The following is an 18,851-nucleotide window of genomic DNA, read 5'->3' as shown; positions in this document are numbered from 1 at the left end:
AGGTTCTTGTCGTTATGCGCATGCGCGCCGGGGGCGTTCATCAGGTATAGAGCACGAGGGCAGGCCTGCCAGGAAAAGCACCGTTGGCGGATGAAGCGCAGGCTCGGTGCTAGAGCTTTCCGTGCAGGGCCGCGGTGAAGATCTGGGTGACATCGGCCTCGGTCAGCGGGCGTGGGTTGCCGCCGGCGGACGGATCGACCACCGCCATCTGCGCGATCAGGATGGTGTTGCTGTCATCCACACCCAGCTCGGCCAGGCTGTGTGGCACGCCGGTGTCGGCGCGTAGCTGCATGACCAGGGCGAGGAAGCTGTCGAAGCCAGGGTTGGCCAGGCCCAGGTAGGCGGCCAGGCGGGTGATGCGCTCTTCGATCAGGCTGCGGTTGAACTTCAGCACGTAGGGCATCAGCGTGGCGTTGGTCATGCCGTGGTGGGTGTCGTACAGCGCGCCGATCGGGTGAGCCAGGGCGTGCATGCCGCCGAGTCCCTTCTGGAAAGCGGTGGCGCCCATGGCGGCGGCGGCGAGCATGTCGGCGCGCGCGTCGAGATCATCCGGCTGGCGTACGGCACGGACCAGGGCGCCTTGCACCAGGCGCATGCCTTCCACGGCCACGCCGTCGGCCAGCGGGTGGAAGCCCGGTGCGCAGTAAGCCTCCAGGCAGTGGGAGAAGGCATCCATGCCGGTGCCTGCGGTGATGAAGGCCGGCATGCCGACGGAGAGCGCCGGGTCGCTGATAACGATCTTGGGCATCATCAGCGGGTGAAAGATGATGCGCTTGGTGTGGCTGCGTTCGTCGGTGAGGATGCCGGCGCGGCCGACTTCCGAGCCGGTGCCGGCAGTGGTCGGCACGGCGATCACCGGGGCAATGCCGCGCGGGTCGGCGCGGGTCCACCAGTCGTCGACATCCTCGAAGTCCCAGACGGGACGGGCCTGACCGCTCATGAAGGCGATCAGCTTGCCCATGTCCAGGCCGCTGCCGCCGCCAAAGGCGACCACGCCGTCGTGCTTGCCGGCGCGGTAGGCCTCCAGCCCGGCCGTCAGGTTGCTTTCCACCGGGTTGGGTTTCAGTTCGCAGAACAGTGCGGCGCCGAGCCCGGCGGCCTTCAGCGAGTCGAGGGCGGCGAGGGTGATCGGTGCGCTGCCCAGGCCACGGTCGGTGACCAGCAGCGGGCGCTGCATGCCGACGCTACGACACAGTTCGGGCAGCTCCTTGATCCGGCCGACGCCGAAGCGTACCGAGGTCGGGTAGTTCCAGTTGGCGGTCTTGCTCATGGCTGACTCCTGGTCAGAGCTGATGGCGCAGGTGAAAGGACTTGGGCCGGGTCAGGTGTTCGTAGCCGAGGCAGGACAGGCTGGCGCCACGCCCGGTGTGCTTGACCCCGGTCCAGGCCAGGGCCGGGTCGAGGTAGTCGCAGCGGTTCATGAACACGGTGCCGGTATCGAGCTGCTGGCCGAGGCGCTCGGCGGCGTCCAGGTCCTCGCTCCAGATCGCCGCGCTGAGGCCGTAGGGGCTGTCGTTCATCAGGGCGATGGCCTGTGCGTCGTTGTCCACCGGCATGATGCCGACCACCGGGCCGAAGCTTTCCTCACGCATCACCGCCATCTGGTGATCCACCTGCACCAGCACCTGCGGCGCCATGTAGGCCGTACCGGGGGCGTCGGCGGCGAAAATCTTGGCGTCGATCAGCGCCTTGGCGCCCTTGCCCTTGGCTTCGGCTATCTGTCCGCGGACGAACTCGGCGGCGCTGCTGCGCACCAGTGGGCCGAGGGTGGCGGCCTCTTCCAGCGGGTTGCCCAGGTTGTACTGTTTGGTCAGCTCGACGAAGCCGTCGACGAAGGCCGGATAGAGTGCCTTGTCCACATAAATGCGCTCGATGCCGCAGCAGCTCTGCCCGGAGTTGAAGAAGCTGCCGTCCACCAGGTTTTCCACGGCGTGGGCCAGGTTGGCGTCGGCCCGCACATAGGCCGGGTCCTTGCCGCCCAGCTCCAGACCGACGCCGATGAAGTGCCCGGCGGCGGCGCTTTCGATCAACCGCCCGCCGGCCACCGAGCCGGTGAAGTTGACCTGCTGCACCTGCCCCGAGGCAATCAGGGTGGCGGTCTGGCCGTGGTCCAGTACCAGGTTGCGGAACAGCCCGTGCGGCAGGCCGGCACGCTCGAAGGCCAGGGCGAAGCGCTCGCCGACCAGCAAGGTCTGGCTGGCATGCTTGAGCAGCACGGCGTTGCCGGCCATCAGCGCCGGGATGATGGCGTTCACGGCGGTCAGGTAGGGGTAGTTCCACGGTGCAATGACCAGCACGGTGCCCAGCGGCTCGCGGCGGATGTAGCGGCGAAAGCCGTCCTTCGGCGGCGGCACCACATCGGCCAGGGCGCGGGCGGCGATGCCGATCATGTAGCGGGCGCGCTCCTCGAATCCGCGCAGTTCGCCGGCGCCGTAACGCACGGGGCGGCCCATCTGCCAGGCCAGTTCGGGGGCGATCTCCGCGCTCATGGCCTGCATGGCGTCGACCGCCTTCAGGCAATAGCTGGCGCGTTGTTCGATGCTCAGCTCGCGCCAGGCGCGCTGGGCTTGCTGGGCTTCGCTCAGGGCCCGTTCCAGCTGGCTTGAGCTGGCGCAGGGGCGTTCGGCATACAGGCTGCCGTCCACCGGGGAAATCAGGCGAATGGTGTTCATCGGACCTCCTCTTATTGTTGTTCGCGGGGTGCCTAGTAGCGCTCGAAGCCGCGGCGCAGCTCCCAGTCGGTCACCCGGCGGTCGTATTCGGATTGTTCCCAGCGCGCGGTATGCAGGTAGTGCTCGACCACTTCGTCGCCCAGCGCGTTGCGCAGCAGTGTCGAGCGATCGAGGGCGCTGGCGGCGTCGCGCAGGGTCTTGGCCACTTCCGGCAGCTCCTCATGCTCGTAGGCGTCACCGGAGAAGGGCGCTGGCAGCTCCAACTGCTCGTCGATCCCGGCCAGGCCGGCGGCGATGAGTGCGGCATAGGCCAGGTAGGGGTTGAGGTCGGCGCCGCCGATCCGGCACTCGATGCGGATGCCCTTGCTGCCCCCGCCGCACAGGCGGAAGCCGGCGGTGCGGTTGTCGTTGCTCCACACCGCACGGGTGGGGGCGAAGGTGCCGGCCTGGAAGCGCTTGTAGGAGTTGATGTAGGGCGCCAGGAAGTAGGTGATGTCGCTGGCGTACTTGAGCTGGCCAGCCACCCACTGGCGCATCAGCGTGGACATGCCGTGCTCGGCTGCGGGGTCGTAGAACAGCGCCTGGCTGCCGTTGAGGCTGAATAGCGAGTTGTGGATATGGCTGCTGGAACCGGCCAGGTTGTAGTTCCACTTGGCCATGAACGTGACCGCCTTGCCCTGCAGCAGGGCGATTTCCTTGCAGGCGTGCTTGATGATGCTGTGCCGGTCGGCCATCACCAGGGCCTCGGCGTAGCGCACGTTGATCTCTTCCTGGCCCGGCCCCCATTCGCCCTTGGAGTTCTCCACCGGGATGCCGGCAGCTTGCAGGTGCTTGCGGATGGCGCGCATCACTGGCTCCTCGCGGATGGTCTGCAGGATGCTGTAGTCCTCGATGTAATAACCGGCGGTCTTGGGGTTTTGGTAGTGCTGGTTGTGGATGGCCTCGTAGCTCTGGTCGAACAGGTAGAACTCCAGCTCCGAGGCGAACATGCCCTGGTAGCCGCGTTCGGTGAGCCGGGCGATCTGCCGCTTGAGCATGCCGCGCGGGCTGTGCGGCAGGTCCTGGTGGTGATGGTCCTGCACATCGCACAGCACCAGGGCCGTGCCTTCCAGCCAGGGCACCACGCGCAGGGTGGACAGGTCGGGCTTGAACACGAAGTCGCCATAGCCCTGCTTCCAGCTGGCGGCGGCGTAACCGGGTACCGGTTCCATGTCGATGTCGTCGGCCAGCAGGTAGTCGCAGCCGTGGGTTTCCTCATAGGCGCTGTCGAGGAAGAACTCGACCTGGAAGCGCTTGCCGATCAGGCGCCCCTGCATGTCGACCATGCAGGCCAGGACGGTGTCGATTTTGCCGGCCACGGCGAGTTCGCGCAGGCCAGTGAGCGTGAGGTGGGCAGTCATCCGTAATCACTCCGGAAAATCCGGGGCTGCGGCGTGTCGGCGGTATGGCGGCAGGAGCGGGCGCGCAATAGTCATGTGCACCCGCTCCTGCCTGTTCTCGCGCTCGCTCGCGAGCCCCGGAACAGGTCTAGGGCTTAGTTGTTTTTATCTTTCTCGCGTTGCTGCATGGCGAACTCCTCTTCGGGCGAGAGGATCAGGCGATGGCGACCGATGATGGCGAAGTACAGGATGCCGAGGGCGAAGAACGCCGCCACCCAGAACACGCCGATGGTGTAGGCCGGGTCACCGGTGAGCTGGTAGTACAGGGTCACGGCGGCGATCAGCATGGTCAGCATGGCCCCCGGTACGCCCAGCGGGCTGCGGTAGGGACGCTCGATGTTTGGCAGGTTCTTGCGCAGCAGGATGAACGACAGCGCCTGCATGAAGTAGGAGAACATCGCGCCGAACACCGCCATGTTGAGCAGGGTGCCGCCAATCACCGCGCCACCCTTTTCCTCACCGAAGATGAACCACAGCGCCATCATCACTGCCAGGGCCAGCAGGCTGCCGCCGATCATGGCCACGTGTGGGGTCTTGCGCTGGCCGTGGGTCACCGACAACCAGGGCAGGAAGTAGCCGGCGCGGCTCAGCGAGTACACCTGGCGACCCATGGCGAAGATGATGGTGTGGAAGCTGGCGATCAGGCCGAGCACCGCCACCAGGGCCAGCAGCTTGGCGATGTTGTCGCCGTAGATTGCCTTGAAACCATCCAACAGCGGCTCGCCCGAGGAGCCCAGGGCGAAGGAGCCGACGCCGCTGGTGGCCGGGTTGAGCCAGAGGATCATGAACGCCGAGAGCATCAGGGTGAACATGCCGGCGATGATGCCCCGGGGCATGTCGCGCTTGGGGTCGACCGATTCTTCGGCGGCCAGCGGCAGCTGCTCGATGGCGAGGAACAGCCAGACGGCGAACGGCAGCGACGCGAGGATGCCGACCCAGCCCTTGGGCAGGAACGGTCCGCCGCCCTCGGGGAGTTCGACGCCATCGGCGCCGACGTTCATCGCGTAGCGGGCGAAGTCGATGTGCGGCAAGGCGCTGAACCAGAAGGTCACCAGGCAGGCCAGGGCGAGCAGGGTGACCACCAGGGTGACCTTGAATGACAGCTCGACGCCGATCACGTTGAGCCAGACGAAGGCCAGGTAGAAGCCGATCCACCACAGCGGCTGGTACTCGCTTGGCGTGCCGAAGATGCTGCTCATGTAGCTGCCGATGAAGAACACGATCACCGCCGGGGTGAGCACGTATTCGACGTTTTCCGCCAGGCCGGTGAGGAAGCCGCCCCAGGGGCCCATGGCGCTACGGGCGAAGGAATAGGCGGCGCCGGTGTGGGGCAGGGCCGGGGACATTTCTGCCAGGGAAAAGGTCAGGCCCAGGTACATCACCGCAATGATGATGGCGGCGATCAACATGCTGCCCCAGCCATTGGCCAGGCCGAAGTTCCAGCCGGAAAAATGCCCGGAAATCACCGCGCCGACGCCCAGCGCCCAGAGCGACCAGACCCCGGCATAGCGGCGCAGGCCGCGCTTCTCGAAGTAGGCCTGATCGACCGTTGTGTAACTCACTCCCGATTGCTGTTTCATGTCCCTCTCCTGCATTCGCGTTGGCTTGAGTTCTTGTAGAAATTGCCTTGCTGTCGACGGGATGGAGCACAGCTGCCAGCGGGGAGCGCGGGGGAAGGGATTGGGCGTAGCGGATCGTGGAGCGGCGCAGGCCGTTCCGTAGGCTGATCACCGCGAGAGGGAAAAGCGCCTCGCCGGGGCTGCTGGCTGTTCCTTCGGATACCAAAGAACGACTCCTTGGTTCGGCTGAACTGCAGACAAACGCGCAATCGCTAGCAGGTAAGAGCCGGTTCGCGATCGGATGGACCTGAACTGGCTTGCGGGCATGAACGGCGAGTGAACCTCATGCCGCCCGAGTGGTCTCGGGACACTGCAACTCTAGTCGATAAATCCCGGGGCAGCCCGCGCTCGGGAGATGGGCGCCGCTGTGCTAACCTGCGGCCAGTTCTGCCGGGGCATCCCGGCTTGTTTCGAGGTCATCGATGCACATCCATATTCTCGGTATTTGCGGCACCTTCATGGGCTCTCTGGCGGTGCTGGCGAAAGAGCTTGGCCACCGCGTTACCGGCTCCGACGCCAATGTTTATCCGCCCATGAGCACCCAACTGCAGGCTCAGGGCATCGAACTGATGCAAGGCTACGAGCCGGCCCATCTGCAGCCGGCGCCGGACCTGGTGGTGGTCGGCAATGCGCTGAGTCGTGGCAACCCGGCGGTGGAGTACGTGCTCAACCAGGGCCTGCCCTATGTCAGCGGCCCGCAGTGGCTGGCCGACCATGTACTGCAAGGCCGCTGGGTGCTCGGCGTGGCCGGTACCCACGGCAAGACCACCACCACCAGCATGCTGGCCTGGGTGCTGGAGCATGCCGGCATGAGCCCGGGCTTTCTGATTGGCGGTGTACCGCAGAATTTCGGTATTTCCGCGCGCCTGGGCGGTACACCGTTCTTCGTGGTTGAGGCCGACGAGTACGACAGCGCCTTCTTCGACAAGCGCAGCAAGTTCGTTCACTACCGCCCGCGCACGGCGATCCTCAACAACCTGGAATTCGACCACGCGGATATCTTCCCGGATCTGGCCGCCATCGAGCGACAGTTCCACCACCTGGTGCGCACCGTGCCGGGCGAGGGGCTGGTGATTCACCCGCAAGCCGAAGAGGCGCTGGCGCGGGTGGTCAAGATGGGTTGCTGGACGCCGGTGCAGACCACCGGTGACGGCGGGCAGTGGCAGGCGCGCTTGCTCAGCGAGGACGGCTCGCGCTTCGAGGTGATCTTCGGCGGCAAACCCGAAGGCATCGTCGAGTGGGACCTCACCGGCCAGCACAACGTGGCCAACGCCCTGGCTACCCTGGCCGCGGCGCGGCATGTCGGCGTGGTGCCGGCGCTGGGCATTGCCGGCCTCTCCAGCTTCAAGAGCGTCAAGCGGCGCATGGAGAAGGTCGCCGAGGTCAACGGCGTGACCATCTATGACGACTTCGCCCATCACCCGACCGCCATCGCTACCACCCTCGACGGCCTGCGCAAGCGCGTGGGCGATGCGCCGGTGATTGCGGTGATCGAGCCGCGCTCCAACTCGATGAAGCTCGGCGCCCACCGCGACGGTTTGCCGGACTCGGTGGTGCAAGCCGACCAGGTGTTCTGGTACGCGCCAGCCAACCTGGGTTGGGACCTGGCGGGCACGGTGGCTGGCTCAACGGTGCCCACCGTCGTGTGCGACTCGCTGGAAGGCATTATCGCCGGGGTCAAGGCCATGGCGTTGCCCGGCACCCAGGTGGTGGTGATGAGCAACGGCGGCTTCGGCGGCCTGCATGGCAAGCTGGCGCAAGCGCTGGCTGAATAGATAGTTGACCCCTCTCCCGCCGGGAGAGGGCTGGGGTGAGGGCTGGGCAACTCGGCGTTGCCTGTACGTCCCTCACCCCAGGCCCTCCCCCAGGGGGAAAGGGGAACAAACACTCCGAGGAGTTCGCCCATGAGCGGTCCCGAACGCATTACCCTGGCCATGACAGGCGCTTCCGGCGCCCAGTACGGCCTGCGCCTGCTCGACTGCCTGGTGCAGGAAGAGCGCGAAGTCCACTTCCTGATCTCCAAGGCCGCGCAACTGGTGATGGCCACCGAGACCGATGTCACCCTGCCGGCCAAGCCGCAGTCCATGCAGGCATTCCTCAACGAATACACCGGCGCCGCGCCCGGGCAGATCCGCGTCTACGGCAAGGAAGACTGGATGGCGCCGCCAGCGTCCGGCTCCGGTGCGCCGAGTGCGATGGTGGTCGTGCCGTGCTCGACCGGCACGCTGTCGGCGATCGCCACCGGCGCCTGCAACAACCTGATCGAGCGCGCCGCCGACGTGGTGCTCAAGGAGCGTCGCCAGTTGATCCTGGTGCCGCGCGAGGCGCCGTACTCCAGCATTCACCTGGAGAACATGCTCAAGCTGTCCAACCTTGGCGTGACCATCCTGCCGGCGTCCCCCGGCTTCTATCACCAGCCGCAGACCCTGGATGACCTGATCGACTTCGTCGTGGCGCGCATCCTCAATTGCCTGGGCATTCCCCAGGACATGCTGCCGCGCTGGGGCGAGCATCACCTGTCCAGTGAAGACTGAGCCCGTAGGAGCGAGCTCTGCTCGCGAACCGGAGCGCCGCCAACGCTTCGCGAGCAGGGCTCGCGCCTACGCGGTGTGTGTGGCGCTGTTCGGTTTGCTGCCGGGCTGCGCCAGCGTGCGTACCCTGGATGCGGCCAAGCCTGGCGCGCCGGTGGTGTATGCCGGCACGCGGCTGGACTGGTATGCGTTGCAGGGTGGCTGTTGCCCGCGCGACCGTTTCGGTGCCGAGGCGCCGAAGTATGCGGGCTTCGATCTGCCGGCCAGCGCGTTGCTGGATACCCTGTTGCTGCCGCTCTCGCTGGCCACTGCGCTGGGCATCGGGCTGGGTATCAGCGGCGGCAATTGAGTGCCTCCGGGCGGATGACCGTTCTGTGAGCCGCTACTGCGCCCAGCCGTACCAGACCCAGGTCATTGGCCGCGGGCCCGGCAGGTAGCCAGCCTTGATTTCCTTGATCTGAAAACCTCCGGCTTTGAGCAGTGCGGGAATGTCGCGGTTGAGGTGGCAACCGCCGGCCAGGGGTTTCCACAGCGGCGTCAGGCGATCCTGCCACAGGCGTACCTGCGCATCCGGCGCACGGCCATGCTCACTGAACAGCAGCTTGCCGCCGGGCTTGAGCACCCGGCGCATTTCCAGCAGGGCGGCCAGCGGGTCGGGGATGGTGCACAGGGTGAAGGTGCAGACGATGCTGTCGAAGCTGGCGTCGGCGGCCTGGATCTGCCCCAGCTCCAGGGCAATCATTTCCACTGGAATGTTGATCTGCGCCGCGCGCTGGCGGGCCAGGGTCTGCATCTGTGCGGCGGGGTCGACGCCGACGATGGCACTGACCTTCTGCGCATCGTAGAAACTCAGGTTGAGTCCGGTGCCGATGCCGATTTCCAGCACCCGGCCCTCGGCCAGGGGCACGACCTTCGAGCGGGTCTTCATTACCTGGCCCATGCCGCAGGCGAAATCGATCAGGCGCGGCAGGATGTGCTGGTCATAGAACTGCATGGTTCAGCGCCCCAGTCGGCGCAGTTCGTCCGACTCCACCACGCGCACGCCGTCGCCTTCTTCCAGCGCCAGGCGCCACAGGGCACGGGCCAGGGTGGTGGCTTCGATGCCGCGGTATTTGCCGGGCAGCCAGCGCATGAAGGGCGCAGCAAGTTGTTCGCCGATGCGGAATTCGCTGCGTGAGCCGAGCAGCAGCGACGGCCTGGCGATGGTCAGTTGGGGCCAGTCCTGCGCCTGCAGGGCCTGTTCCATATCGCCCTTGACCCGGTTGTAGAACACCGAGGCGTTGGCGTCGGCGCCCAGGGCGCTGATCACCAGCAGGTGGCGGGCACCCATCTCGCGGGCGCGGCGGGCGAAGGCGAGGACCAGGTCATGGTCGATGGCGCGAAAGGCGTCCTGCGAGCCGGCCTGCTTGATGGTGCTGCCCAGGCAGCAGAACGCAGTGTCGACCTGGCCTTGCAGTTGGGGCAGCAGCGCGGCCAGCTCACCCACCGGATTGTCCAGGTGCGGGTGTTCGGCCAGGGGACGGCGGCTGGGTGCCAGTACGCGGCTGATGGTGGGTTCGTTGAGCAGGCGATCGAGCAGGTGCTCGCCGGTGAGGCCGGTGGCGCCTGCAAGCAGGATGTGCTGGGGCGTCAGATACATGTGTGTGTCTCCGCTGATACAGCCAGCTTAGATCGGTTTGTTCCCGCCAGCTTGTCGGCGCAGCGGCTCATGGGGTTTTCTCCTGCCCGGCCGTGGCAGCGGTCAGCGCCTGGCGGGCCTGGCTTTCGCGCAGCTGGCGCCAGTGCTGGAGCACGGCCTTGGGTGCCCACAGTTGCGGTTCGGAAGGCTGGAAATCGTCAGCCTTCTCCTTTTGGGCCACGGTGGCGCTGGCCAGCTCGAAGGCGCGCTGCAGGTCGTCGGTCTCGTTGAAGGCCTCGGCGAACAGGGCGCGGCCGAAGTAGGTGAAGTCATTTTCATCGGCGCAGCCGAAGGACACCCGATCGGCGCGGGAGGCTGTCATCACCAGGGTCTTGTCGTCTTTCAGGGGGGGGATGAAGCCGCCGGAGTAGCAGGCGGAGATCACCACCACTTTGTAGCGATCCTTGAGCGGTTGCAGCAGGCTGGCCAGCTCATCGGCCGGTAGGCTGTCCAGTTGCAGGCGCGGCTGGTCCAGGCTCAGTTGATGGTCGCGCGAGCCGTGGCTGGTCAGGTAGATGAACACCAGGTCTTCGGGGCCGCTGCGTTCGGCCAGGGCGCGCACGGCGCGGGTCAGGCTTTCGCGTGTGGCCAGCGGGCGGTCGGCGAAGTGGTCGCGGTGGTTGCTCAGGGTGATTCCGCCGCGCGCGCCGAAGCGTTCGCCGAGCAGCTTGCTGACGTAGTCGGCCTCGCGCAGGAACACGCTCTGGTTGCCGTCGCCGGCCAGGGTCAGGCTGTACAGCTCGACTTCCGGCGTGGAGGGCGGCAGCTTGGCGATGGCCTGTTGCAGCAATTCGCCTTGCTGGAGCAGGCCCAGCTCAAGTGGGTCGGGCAGCAATTGGCCGGCGCCATCGCGAACCCGCTGCCCGGCCTGCCAGGTGCCTTCGGTCTGCTGGCCGTCGGCGCTGGTGAGGGTGCCGATACCGGCGTATTCGCCGCGGGCGAAGTGCCCTTGGTAGCGGCTGCCGTCGGCCAGGGTCAGGGTGCCTTCGCCGTGGTAGCGCCAGTAGCGGAACTGGCCGCTGTAGCGTTCGCCGTCGCTGCCGAGGTAATCGCCTTTGCCGGTCAGGGCGCCGTCCTTGAACAGGCCATTCCACACATTGCCCTGGCCGTCCTGGTAGCGGCCCTGGCCGTGGAACAGGTCGTTGCGAAACTCACCGCTGTAGGTCTGCCCTTCGGCGCCCTGGTAGATCCCTGGGCCATTGAGTACGCCTTGCTTGAAGGTGCCGCTGTAGCGTTCGTCACCATTGATGCGCATGCCTTCGCCATCCAACTCTCCGCGTTCGAAGTGGCCCTGGTAGCGGCTGCCATCCTCGAACTGGAGATTGCCCTGGCCCTGGTAGCGGTCCTTGCGGAATTCGCCGCGGTAGCTCATGGCGCCTTGTTGCAGGTGGCCTTCACCGTGCAGGCGGCCGAGCTTGAAGCTGCCTTCGTATTGGCTGCCGTCGTTGTAGGTAAGTTTGCCGTGGCCATCGAACAGGCCCTGGTGGAATTCGCCGACGTATTGTTCGCCACCCGAGCCGTGCCACTCGCCCTGGCCTTCGAACAAACCGTCCTTGAACAGCCCCGCGTACCAGCTGCCATTGGCGTAGTCGAGGCGCCCCTGGCCTTGCAGCAGGCCGTCGACCACCTCGCCGCGGTAGCGCCCGCCATCCGGCAGTACCGCGTTTGGTGGCAGCAGTGGTTCGCTATCGCCACAGGCGGCGAGGAGCAGGGCGAGCGTCAGGGGGGCAAGCAGGCGGGGCATGGCAGACATCCGGGTCATGGACATGCGCCGAGTATGCCGAAGTGCAATGAAAACGGGGCGCTATTGCGCCCCGTTTTGTATGGCCGGATGGCTCAGACGAAGCACAGGGAGAGCGACTCGGCGATATACGCCGGCTTCTCCTGGCCTTCGATCTGCAGGGTCGCTTCGACCTTGAACAGCCACTGGCCCGGACGCTTCTCGGTGACTTCGAGCACCTTGGCGGACAGGCGCACGCGCGAGTCGACCTTCACCGGCTGGATGAAGCGCACGCTGTCCAGGCCGTAGTTGACGGCCATCTTCAGGCCTTCAGGGGCGAGCATCAGCTTTTCCATCAGCACCGGAATCAGCGACAGGCTGAGGAAGCCGTGGGCGATGGTGCTGCCGAAGGGGGTGTGCTTGGCCTTGACCGGGTCGACGTGGATGAACTGATGGTCACCGGTGCATTCAGCGAATTGGTTGATGCGGTTCTGGTCGATGGTCAGCCATTCCGAGCATCCCAGCTCCTTGCCTACATAGTCTTGCAGTTGCGATACGGGTACGAGCGGCATAGATCCTCCTTGAGGATGCGAGGTTATTTGTTGTTTTTGAGGATGAACCTGGCTGGCTCTAGATCATCATGAGTGCGCGGGAGGGTCAAGCCTGAGGCGCGCTGTTTATGACGTGGCCTAGGGCGTGGCTATAATGGCCGCGCTTTTATCCGGGAGATTTCCATGCTGTTACGTGGCCTGACCTGGCTGGTGCTGTTCCAGTTGCTGGGCACCGCCCTCAACGTCCTGCTCCTGCCGATGTTGCCGGGACCGATCATCGGCATGCTGCTGTTGTTCGTCTTTCTCCTGCTGCGTGGCGAAGTGGGCGAGCCGCTTAGCGATGCTGCTGCCACGCTGCTGCGCTACCTGCCCTTGCTGCTGGTGCCGCCGGCCGTGGGGGTGATGGTGTATGCCGCGCAGATCGCCGCGGACTTCTGGGCCCTGGTCGGCGCGCTGTGCCTGTCCCTGCTGCTGTCCCTGTTGTTCGTCGGCTGGCTGATGCAGAAACTGATCGAGCGCCAGGCGCGCCAGGAGGAGCAGGCATGAGCCTCGATGCGCATGCCGCCCTGCAGGCGGTGATCCATCACCCGCTATTCGGCGTCGGCATCACCCTCGCGGTGTATCAGTTGGCCCTGGCCGCCTACGAGAAAACCCGCTGGTTCTTTCTGCAGCCGGTGCTGGTATCGATGACTGTTTTGATCGGTGTGCTGCTGGTCAGCGGCCTGAGTTATCAGGAATACCGCAGCAGCACCTTCCTGCTCAGCGTCCTGCTGGGGCCGGCGACCGTAGCCTTGGCGGTGCCGCTGTATCTCAACCTGCGACGGATTCGCCAGTTGTTCTGGCCGGTGCTGATCACCCTGTCTGTGGGCGGCGTGGTGGCCACGGCGCTGGGTGTGGGCCTGGCGTGGCTGTTCGGTGCCGACCACATGATGCTGATGACCCTGGCGCCGAAGTCGGTGACCTCGCCGATCGCCATGCTGGTGGCTGAGCAGATCGGCGGCGTGGCGGCGCTGGCGGCGGTGTTCGTACTGATCACCGGAGTGCTCGGCGCCATGTGCGGCCCCGAACTGCTGCGCCGTATCGGCGTGCACCATCCGGCTGCCCAGGGCATGGCGCTGGGCATCACCGCGCATGCCGTGGGCACCGCGCGGGCCTTGCAGGAAGGCGAGGAAAGTGGCGCCTTCGCGGCGCTGGCGATGAGCCTGATGGGCATGGCTACGGCGATACTGTTGCCGCTGGCCGTGGCTGTCATCACCTGAGAGCGAGTGCCATGAGCCTGCCCCTGTTTCCCCTGAATACCGTGCTGTTCCCCGGTTGCATCCTCGATCTGCAGATATTCGAGGCGCGCTACCTGGACATGATCAGCGCCTGCATGCGTCGCGGCGAAGGCTTTGGCGTGGTTGCCATCCTCGAAGGCCAGGAGGTCGGTGAGGCGGCATCACAGTTCGCCCTGATCGGCTGCGAGGCGCTGATCCGTGACTTCCAGCAGCGGCCCAATGGCCTGTTGGGGATTCGCGTCGAGGGCGGCCGGCGCTTTGTCGTCGAGTCGGCCGAGGTGCAGGTGGACCAGCTCACGCTGGCCGACGTGCGCTGGCTGGACGAGGCCGAGGAAGTGCCGCTGCAAGGCGGGCATGCCGACCTGGTGGCGTTGCTTGGTGCCCTCGCCGAGCATCCGCTGGTGGCCGGCATGGACATGGATGGCGACGGCATCGGCCAGCAGGCGCTGGCCAATCGGCTGGCGTACCTGCTGCCCTTCGAGCTTGAGGAAAAGCTGCAGATCCTGACCCTGGACAGCCCGGCCCGCCGGCTGGCGCGGGTGCAGGAGCTGCTTGACCGACTTCAGGGCGAGATGCTCGCCTGATTGCTAGCTGTTTGTCAGATGTAGGGGCGCCAGGCTCAGTAGCGATACTGCTGGATCGCCTCCGGCAATGACCACAGGCTGACTCCGCTGAGCAACGCCAGGGTCGCCGGCAGAATCAGCCACCACACCCGGGCGCCCAGCGGCGCCATTGGCGCGCGGCGTTGCAGCAGGGCCAGGCTGGCGGCGCAGACGCAGCCGGCGAGCAGGGCGCCGGCGAGCACGTCGGTCGGCCAGTGCACTCCCAGATAAACCCGCGACAGGGCGATCAGCAGCGCCGGCAGGCACGCCAGCAGCAGCCAGGTCAGGCGCGTGCGGGCCGGTGCGCCACGCCCGGCGAGAATGCCGAGGGCGAGGAACAGGGCGAAGGCCGCCGAGCTGTGGCCGCTGGGCAGGCTGTAGGTTTCCAGCGGTTGCAGTAGCACTTCCGGGCGGGCGCGGGCGAGCAGGTGTTTGAGGCCGGTATTGCACAGCGCGGTACCGAGCATGCAGCAGGTCACGAACAGCGCGGCGGCCTGGCGCCGGCAGAGCAACAGCAGCAGGGTCAGCAGCACGCCGGCGGCGACCTGGGTGCCGAAGTTGGCCAGCCCGGTGACCAGCAGTACCAGGCTGTCCATGGCCGGGCCGCGCTGTTCCTGGATCAGCGTCATCAGGCCCTGGTCCAGGGTATCGAGGTGCGGCCAGCCGATTAGCAGGCCGATCAGCAGGCTGCCACTGAGCGCGGCGGAGATGGCCGTGGCCCCGCGTTGCTCACGCAGGCTGCTGTGGATGACGATCAGCAGCATCAGGGCGATGGCCGCAGCGACTATCCCGGCGGCGCTCCAGAAGCCCTCCGGCAGGGGCAGGCGCATGGCGGCGCCGGTGGCCCAGCCTGGAAGCATGTAGGCCACCGCCCAGCCCGCGGCGGCCAGCAGGCTGACCAGGGCAAAGCGCACGAAGGGCATGTCGAGCATGCCTGCTACCAGTGGCAGCATCGGTCGCAGCGGGCCGATGTAGCGGCCGACCAGCAGGCTGACCACGCCGTAGCGCTGGAAGTAGTTTTCCGCGCCGCTCAACCACTCGGGGTGGTCGCGCAGTACCGGCAGGCCGCGGATGTTCTGGTGGAAGCGGCGGCCCAGGGCGTAGGAAATCGCATCGCCGAGCAGGCCGCCACTGTAGGCCAGCAGCAGTGTTTGCCAGAGCGGCAGGGAGCCGCTGCCGGCCAGTACCGCCAGGGTGAACAGCACCACGGTGCCGGGGATCACGATGCCGGCCACCGCCAGGCATTCCAGGCAGGCGATGACGAAGATGCTCAGGCCCAGCCATTGCGGATTGGCTTCCAGCCAGAGCGTGATGGTGTCGAACCAGTGGCTCATGCTTACAGTTCCTCTGTATTGCGCAGGTGGTAATGGTGGTGTTCGAGCTGGCCGCGGCGCAGCGGGTTGCGCGTGCACTGGCGGGCATACGCCGCATCGACGAAGCGATACAGCAGGTGCTCGTCGCGCCCGTCAGGGATGCCCAGGCGAGTGGTCTGGATCAGCTGCGTCGGGCGCTCGCCGACGTCCTCGGCAAACAGGCGCTGCGGGTCGAAGCGCTGCCCGTCCCAGTCCGGCACTTTCAGGCCCAGGGCCTTGCACAGCAGGGTTTGACCGGCGCACAGGCGTTCGGTTGCCCGCACGCTGCCGCTGGCGGATGGATTATTGGCCTGCATGCGCTGCAGGGCGTCCGGCGCGCAATGCCGGTCCAGCCAGGGCGCGGCGGATTTGATCAGCACGGCGTTACCCGGGCCGTGGGCGCTGAAGTTCAACGAATCGCCGCCGCGGGCGTAGTACATATAGATGTGCCCGCCGCCCTGAAACAGCGCGCGGCGCTTCTCGGTGTAGCCGAGTGAGGCGTGGCTGCCTTTTTCGGCCAGGTAGTAGGCTTCGGTCTCGATGATGCGTGCCGCCAGCCAGTGGCCCTGGTGGCAATGACGGATGACCTTGCCCAGCAGTTCGCGGGCGAGCAGTTGGGCGTCACGGTCGAAGAAGCTGTCGGGCAGCGGCTGGGCGTCGGGCCAGGGCAGGGCGCTCATACGGGTTTCCGGGCGGGCGAAATGGCGCGATCGTAGGGCCTGTTGTCGTTTCGGCACAACCGCGACGGAGCCAGTTTTTGCGCGGAGCTAGGCGCGAGACGCGAAGTTTGGTCGTTCAAATGAGCTGTCGAGTAACGACGTTCCGCGTAAAAACTGGCCCGTCCCTTCGGGTTGCGCGGCAAATCGCGCCATGCGGCGTTGCTGGACTTGGCAAGGGAACGACCATTGCCTGCGTCCCGCGCCTTGCCTGGCGCGATTTGGCGCAGCAACGCGGATGCGCCGAAACGGCAGCAGGCCCTAACACTGCCAGGCTGACGCCGGGCTGAATCTTGTGCCGCGATGTTGCACCGCCAGCCCCGTCCGCCGGGCAGTGCTGGGCGTGGAGCGGCGCTGTCGCTATAATCAGCCCCTTTTTCCCACTGCCAGACGTCCGTAGACCATGACCGAGTCAGTACTCGACTACATGACCCGCCTGGGCCGCGCCGCGCGCGAAGCCTCGCGGGTGCTTGCCCGTGCCAATACCGCGCAGAAGAATCGCGCCCTGCAGGCCGCCGCCAATGCCCTCGATGCTGCGCGCGTCGAGCTGACCGCTGCCAATGAGCTGGACCTGGCTGCTGCCCGCGCCAGTGGCCTGGAGCCGGCCATGGTCGACCGCCTGGCGCTGACCCCGGCGGTGATCGACAGCATGATCGAAGGCCTGCGCCAGGTCGCCACCCTGCCGGACCCGATCGGCGAGATCCAGGGCATGCGTTACCTGCCGTCCGGTATCCAGGTCGGCAAGATGCGCGTGCCACTGGGCGTGATCGGCATCATCTACGAGTCGCGGCCCAACGTGACCATCGACGCCGCCAGCCTGTGCCTGAAGTCCGGCAACGCGACCATCCTGCGCGGCGGCTCCGAGGCGATTCATTCCAACCAGGCGATTGCCCGCTGCATCCAGCTCGGCCTGGCCGAAGCCGGCCTGCCGGCCTGCGCCGTGCAAGTGGTGGAAACCACTGATCGCGCGGCCGTCGGCGCGCTGATCACCATGCCCGAGTTCGTCGACGTGATCGTGCCGCGTGGTGGCAAGGGGCTGATCGAGCGCATCAGTCGCGACGCCAAGGTGCCGGTGATCAAGCACCTGGACGGCGTGTGCCACGTCTATATCGACGTTGCCGCCGATGTCGACAAGGCGATTCGCGTGGCCGACAACGCCAAGACCCAGCGCTACTCGCCGTGCAACGCCATGGAAACCCTGCTGGTGCACAGCGCCATCGCCGACAAGGTGCTGCCGCCGCTGGCCGCCATCTACCGCGACAAGGGTGTCGAGCTGCGTGGCGACGCTGCTACCCGCGCGCTGCTGGGTAGCGACGTGCTGGAAGCGACGGAAGACGATTGGTTCGCCGAGTACAACGCGCCGATCCTCGCCATTCGTATCGTCGATTCGCTGGATGCGGCCATCGAGCACATCAACAAGTACGGCTCGCAGCACACCGACGCGATCATTACCGAGAACTTCTCGGATGCGCGGCGCTTCCTCACCGAGGTGGATTCCGCCTCGGTGATGGTCAATGCCTCGACCCGTTTCGCCGATGGTTTTGAATACGGCCTGGGCGCGGAAATCGGCATTTCCACCGACAAGCTGCACGCCCGCGGCCCGGTCGGCCTGGATGGCCTGACCAGTGAGAAGTATGTGGTGTTCGGCGACGGACACATCCGCACCTGATGGCGCGCCGGATTGGCTTGCTCGGCGGCACCTTCAATCCGGTGCATATCGCGCATCTGCGCGGCGCCCTGGAAGTCGCCGAACAGCTGGTGCTGGATGAGTTGAGGCTGGTGCCTAGCGCCCGGCCACCACACCGCGAAGTACCGCAGGCCAGCGCCGAACAGCGCCTGGCGATGGTCGAGCTGGCCGTAGCCGGCGAGCCGCAATTGCGGGTCGATGACCGTGAGCTGCGGCGGGCCAAGCCGTCATTCACCTACGACACCCTGGAGTCGTTGCGTGGTGAATTGGCGGCGGATGATCAAGTTTTTCTCCTGCTGGGCTGGGATGCCTTTTGCGGGTTGCCGACCTGGCATCGTTGGCAGGAATTGCTGGAGCACTGCCATATCTTGGTGCTGCAGCGGCCGGATGCCGACAGCGAGGCTCCGGAAGCGCTGCGCGACCTGCTCGCGGCGCGCAGTGTGAGTGATCCGCAAGGCCTGGTCGGGCCGAGTGGGCAGATTGCTTTTGTCTGGCAGACGCCGTTGGCGGTGTCTGCCACGCAGATTCGTCATTTGCTGGCAGAGGGGCGTTCGGTACGTTTTCTGGTACCCGACGCCGTGCTGGCCTATATCCAAACCCACGGACTTTACCGTGGGCAAACCGATTCATGAGGTAACGATGCAAAACGAAGAACTGGTCAAGGTTGCCATTGCAGCCCTGGAAGACATGAAAGCCACCGACATCACCACCATCGATGTGCGCGGCAAGACCAGCGTCACCGATTTCATGGTGATCGCCAGCGGCACCTCCAGCCGCCACGTCAAATCGATCGCCAACGAAGTGCTGGACAAGACCAAGGAACAAGGCGTGCGCCCGATCGGCAGCGAAGGCCTGGACGGCGGCGAGTGGGCCCTGCTCGACCTCGGCGACGTCGTGGTGCATGTGTTTCAGGTCGCTACTCGTCAGTTCTATGACCTTGAGCGTCTGTGGCAAGGCGCCGAGCAGAGCCGTGCGCAGCACCAGGATCTGCCGGAGTAAGTTCGCCC

19 protein-coding genes are annotated in these 18,851 nt (G+C 66.1%); 9 read left to right on the top strand and 10 right to left on the bottom strand.

What is annotated here, in order from left to right; translation table 11 throughout:
* Positions 1-109: 109 nt before the first annotated feature.
* From H3H51_RS01575 to H3H51_RS01560, 4 genes are all read right to left on the bottom strand, one after another.
* A complete protein-coding gene (locus tag H3H51_RS01575; protein WP_183087265.1) occupies positions 110-1,270 on the bottom strand; it encodes an iron-containing alcohol dehydrogenase in 1,161 nt (386 codons plus the stop codon).
* Between the two features lie 13 nt (positions 1,271-1,283).
* Positions 1,284-2,672, bottom strand: coding sequence for an aldehyde dehydrogenase family protein (locus tag H3H51_RS01570; RefSeq protein ID WP_183087264.1), 1,389 nt, complete (start codon positions 2,670-2,672; stop codon positions 1,284-1,286).
* Positions 2,673-2,704: 32 nt separating this feature from the next.
* The gene (locus tag H3H51_RS01565) at positions 2,705-4,072 is read right to left on the bottom strand and encodes a glutamine synthetase family protein (RefSeq protein ID WP_183087263.1); all 1,368 of its coding nucleotides are present in this window, start codon (positions 4,070-4,072) and stop codon (positions 2,705-2,707) included.
* A gap of 134 nt (positions 4,073-4,206) precedes the next feature.
* Positions 4,207-5,691 carry an amino acid permease gene (locus tag H3H51_RS01560; RefSeq protein ID WP_183087262.1) on the bottom strand — a complete coding sequence of 495 codons (1,485 nt, stop codon included), beginning with the start codon at positions 5,689-5,691 and terminating at the stop codon, positions 4,207-4,209.
* Between the two features lie 461 nt (positions 5,692-6,152).
* Here H3H51_RS01560 and mpl point away from each other — a divergent pair, with 461 nt between their 5' ends.
* The 3 genes from mpl (at position 6,153) to H3H51_RS01545 (ending at position 8,610) form a co-directional block, all read left to right on the top strand.
* Positions 6,153-7,505 (top strand): UDP-N-acetylmuramate:L-alanyl-gamma-D-glutamyl-meso-diaminopimelate ligase, encoded by a 1,353-nt coding sequence (gene mpl, locus H3H51_RS01555; RefSeq protein WP_183087261.1) that lies wholly within the window; start codon positions 6,153-6,155, stop codon positions 7,503-7,505.
* A 129-nt stretch (positions 7,506-7,634) separates the two neighbouring features.
* Entirely contained in the window at positions 7,635-8,264 is a 630-nt protein-coding gene (ubiX, locus tag H3H51_RS01550; protein ID WP_183087260.1) for a flavin prenyltransferase UbiX, read from the top strand.
* 73 nt (positions 8,265-8,337) lie between these two features.
* Positions 8,338-8,610, top strand: coding sequence for a YceK/YidQ family lipoprotein (locus H3H51_RS01545; protein WP_183087259.1), 273 nt, complete (start codon positions 8,338-8,340; stop codon positions 8,608-8,610).
* Positions 8,611-8,643: 33 nt separating this feature from the next.
* Here H3H51_RS01545 and H3H51_RS01540 read toward each other — a convergent pair whose 3' ends face one another.
* From H3H51_RS01540 to H3H51_RS01525, 4 genes are all read right to left on the bottom strand, one after another.
* The gene (locus H3H51_RS01540; protein WP_183087258.1) at positions 8,644-9,255 is read right to left on the bottom strand and encodes a class I SAM-dependent methyltransferase; all 612 of its coding nucleotides are present in this window, start codon (positions 9,253-9,255) and stop codon (positions 8,644-8,646) included.
* A 3-nt stretch (positions 9,256-9,258) separates the two neighbouring features.
* Positions 9,259-9,900 carry an oxidoreductase gene (locus H3H51_RS01535; protein ID WP_183087257.1) on the bottom strand — a complete coding sequence of 214 codons (642 nt, stop codon included), beginning with the start codon at positions 9,898-9,900 and terminating at the stop codon, positions 9,259-9,261.
* A 67-nt stretch (positions 9,901-9,967) separates the two neighbouring features.
* Positions 9,968-11,692 (bottom strand): C13 family peptidase, encoded by a 1,725-nt coding sequence (locus H3H51_RS01530; protein ID WP_183088004.1) that lies wholly within the window; start codon positions 11,690-11,692, stop codon positions 9,968-9,970.
* Between the two features lie 83 nt (positions 11,693-11,775).
* Entirely contained in the window at positions 11,776-12,231 is a 456-nt protein-coding gene (locus H3H51_RS01525; RefSeq protein WP_183087256.1) for a MaoC family dehydratase, read from the bottom strand.
* Between the two features lie 162 nt (positions 12,232-12,393).
* On the opposite strand from H3H51_RS01525, the gene H3H51_RS01520 reads away from it, so the two are divergent.
* From H3H51_RS01520 to H3H51_RS01510, 3 genes are read left to right on the top strand one after another with little or no spacing between them, the layout of a single operon-like run.
* Entirely contained in the window at positions 12,394-12,756 is a 363-nt protein-coding gene (locus H3H51_RS01520; RefSeq protein ID WP_183087255.1) for a CidA/LrgA family protein, read from the top strand.
* Positions 12,753-13,469, top strand: coding sequence for an LrgB family protein (locus H3H51_RS01515; RefSeq protein WP_183087254.1), 717 nt, complete (start codon positions 12,753-12,755; stop codon positions 13,467-13,469). Before H3H51_RS01520 ends, H3H51_RS01515 begins: the two co-directional genes overlap by 4 nt.
* An 11-nt stretch (positions 13,470-13,480) precedes the next feature.
* On the top strand, positions 13,481-14,071 hold the full coding sequence (locus H3H51_RS01510; protein WP_183087253.1) for an LON peptidase substrate-binding domain-containing protein: 591 nt from the start codon (positions 13,481-13,483) through the stop codon (positions 14,069-14,071).
* A gap of 35 nt (positions 14,072-14,106) precedes the next feature.
* On the opposite strand, the gene H3H51_RS01505 is transcribed toward H3H51_RS01510, so the two are convergent.
* Positions 14,107-15,423 (bottom strand): bifunctional DedA family/phosphatase PAP2 family protein, encoded by a 1,317-nt coding sequence (locus H3H51_RS01505; protein ID WP_183087252.1) that lies wholly within the window; start codon positions 15,421-15,423, stop codon positions 14,107-14,109.
* Positions 15,424-15,425: 2 nt separating this feature from the next.
* Complete coding sequence (locus H3H51_RS01500; protein ID WP_183087251.1) at positions 15,426-16,121, bottom strand: DNA-3-methyladenine glycosylase; 696 nt, start codon at positions 16,119-16,121, stop codon at positions 15,426-15,428.
* 439 nt (positions 16,122-16,560) lie between these two features.
* Between H3H51_RS01500 and H3H51_RS01495 the strand changes: the two genes are divergently transcribed.
* The 3 genes from H3H51_RS01495 to rsfS are packed head-to-tail and all read left to right on the top strand — an operon-like array spanning position 16,561 to position 18,843.
* Positions 16,561-17,826 (top strand): glutamate-5-semialdehyde dehydrogenase, encoded by a 1,266-nt coding sequence (locus H3H51_RS01495; RefSeq protein ID WP_183087250.1) that lies wholly within the window; start codon positions 16,561-16,563, stop codon positions 17,824-17,826.
* A complete protein-coding gene (nadD, locus tag H3H51_RS01490; protein WP_183087249.1) occupies positions 17,826-18,476 on the top strand; it encodes a nicotinate-nucleotide adenylyltransferase in 651 nt (216 codons plus the stop codon). The genes H3H51_RS01495 and nadD overlap by 1 nt, the downstream gene beginning before the upstream one ends.
* Positions 18,477-18,483: 7 nt before the next feature.
* Positions 18,484-18,843, top strand: a complete 360-nt coding sequence (gene rsfS / locus H3H51_RS01485; protein WP_183087248.1) for a ribosome silencing factor — start codon at positions 18,484-18,486, stop codon at positions 18,841-18,843.
* Positions 18,844-18,851 lie beyond the last annotated feature (8 nt).

It is taken from the genome of Aquipseudomonas ullengensis (genome assembly GCF_014174475.1).
GTDB lineage: Bacteria > Pseudomonadota > Gammaproteobacteria > Pseudomonadales > Pseudomonadaceae > Aquipseudomonas > Aquipseudomonas ullengensis.
The sequence above is the reverse complement of the archived record's forward strand: the minus strand, read 5'-3'. Positions and strand labels throughout refer to the sequence as shown.

Coding starts and splice junctions, on each gene's coding strand:
- H3H51_RS01575 (WP_183087265.1), bottom strand. CDS start 1,270: ATGAGCAAGACCGCCAACTGGAACTACCCGACCTCGGTACGCTTCGGC.
- H3H51_RS01570 (WP_183087264.1), bottom strand. CDS start 2,672: ATGAACACCATTCGCCTGATTTCCCCGGTGGACGGCAGCCTGTATGCC.
- H3H51_RS01565 (WP_183087263.1), bottom strand. CDS start 4,072: ATGACTGCCCACCTCACGCTCACTGGCCTGCGCGAACTCGCCGTGGCC.
- H3H51_RS01560 (WP_183087262.1), bottom strand. CDS start 5,691: ATGAAACAGCAATCGGGAGTGAGTTACACAACGGTCGATCAGGCCTAC.
- mpl (WP_183087261.1), top strand. CDS start 6,153: ATGCACATCCATATTCTCGGTATTTGCGGCACCTTCATGGGCTCTCTG.
- ubiX (WP_183087260.1), top strand. CDS start 7,635: ATGAGCGGTCCCGAACGCATTACCCTGGCCATGACAGGCGCTTCCGGC.
- H3H51_RS01540 (WP_183087258.1), bottom strand. CDS start 9,255: ATGCAGTTCTATGACCAGCACATCCTGCCGCGCCTGATCGATTTCGCC.
- H3H51_RS01535 (WP_183087257.1), bottom strand. CDS start 9,900: ATGTATCTGACGCCCCAGCACATCCTGCTTGCAGGCGCCACCGGCCTC.
- H3H51_RS01530 (WP_183088004.1), bottom strand. CDS start 11,692: ATGTCTGCCATGCCCCGCCTGCTTGCCCCCCTGACGCTCGCCCTGCTC.
- H3H51_RS01525 (WP_183087256.1), bottom strand. CDS start 12,231: ATGCCGCTCGTACCCGTATCGCAACTGCAAGACTATGTAGGCAAGGAG.
- H3H51_RS01520 (WP_183087255.1), top strand. CDS start 12,394: ATGCTGTTACGTGGCCTGACCTGGCTGGTGCTGTTCCAGTTGCTGGGC.
- H3H51_RS01515 (WP_183087254.1), top strand. CDS start 12,753: ATGAGCCTCGATGCGCATGCCGCCCTGCAGGCGGTGATCCATCACCCG.
- H3H51_RS01510 (WP_183087253.1), top strand. CDS start 13,481: ATGAGCCTGCCCCTGTTTCCCCTGAATACCGTGCTGTTCCCCGGTTGC.
- H3H51_RS01505 (WP_183087252.1), bottom strand. CDS start 15,423: ATGAGCCACTGGTTCGACACCATCACGCTCTGGCTGGAAGCCAATCCG.
- H3H51_RS01500 (WP_183087251.1), bottom strand. CDS start 16,121: ATGAGCGCCCTGCCCTGGCCCGACGCCCAGCCGCTGCCCGACAGCTTC.
- H3H51_RS01495 (WP_183087250.1), top strand. CDS start 16,561: ATGACCGAGTCAGTACTCGACTACATGACCCGCCTGGGCCGCGCCGCG.
- nadD (WP_183087249.1), top strand. CDS start 17,826: ATGGCGCGCCGGATTGGCTTGCTCGGCGGCACCTTCAATCCGGTGCAT.
- rsfS (WP_183087248.1), top strand. CDS start 18,484: ATGCAAAACGAAGAACTGGTCAAGGTTGCCATTGCAGCCCTGGAAGAC.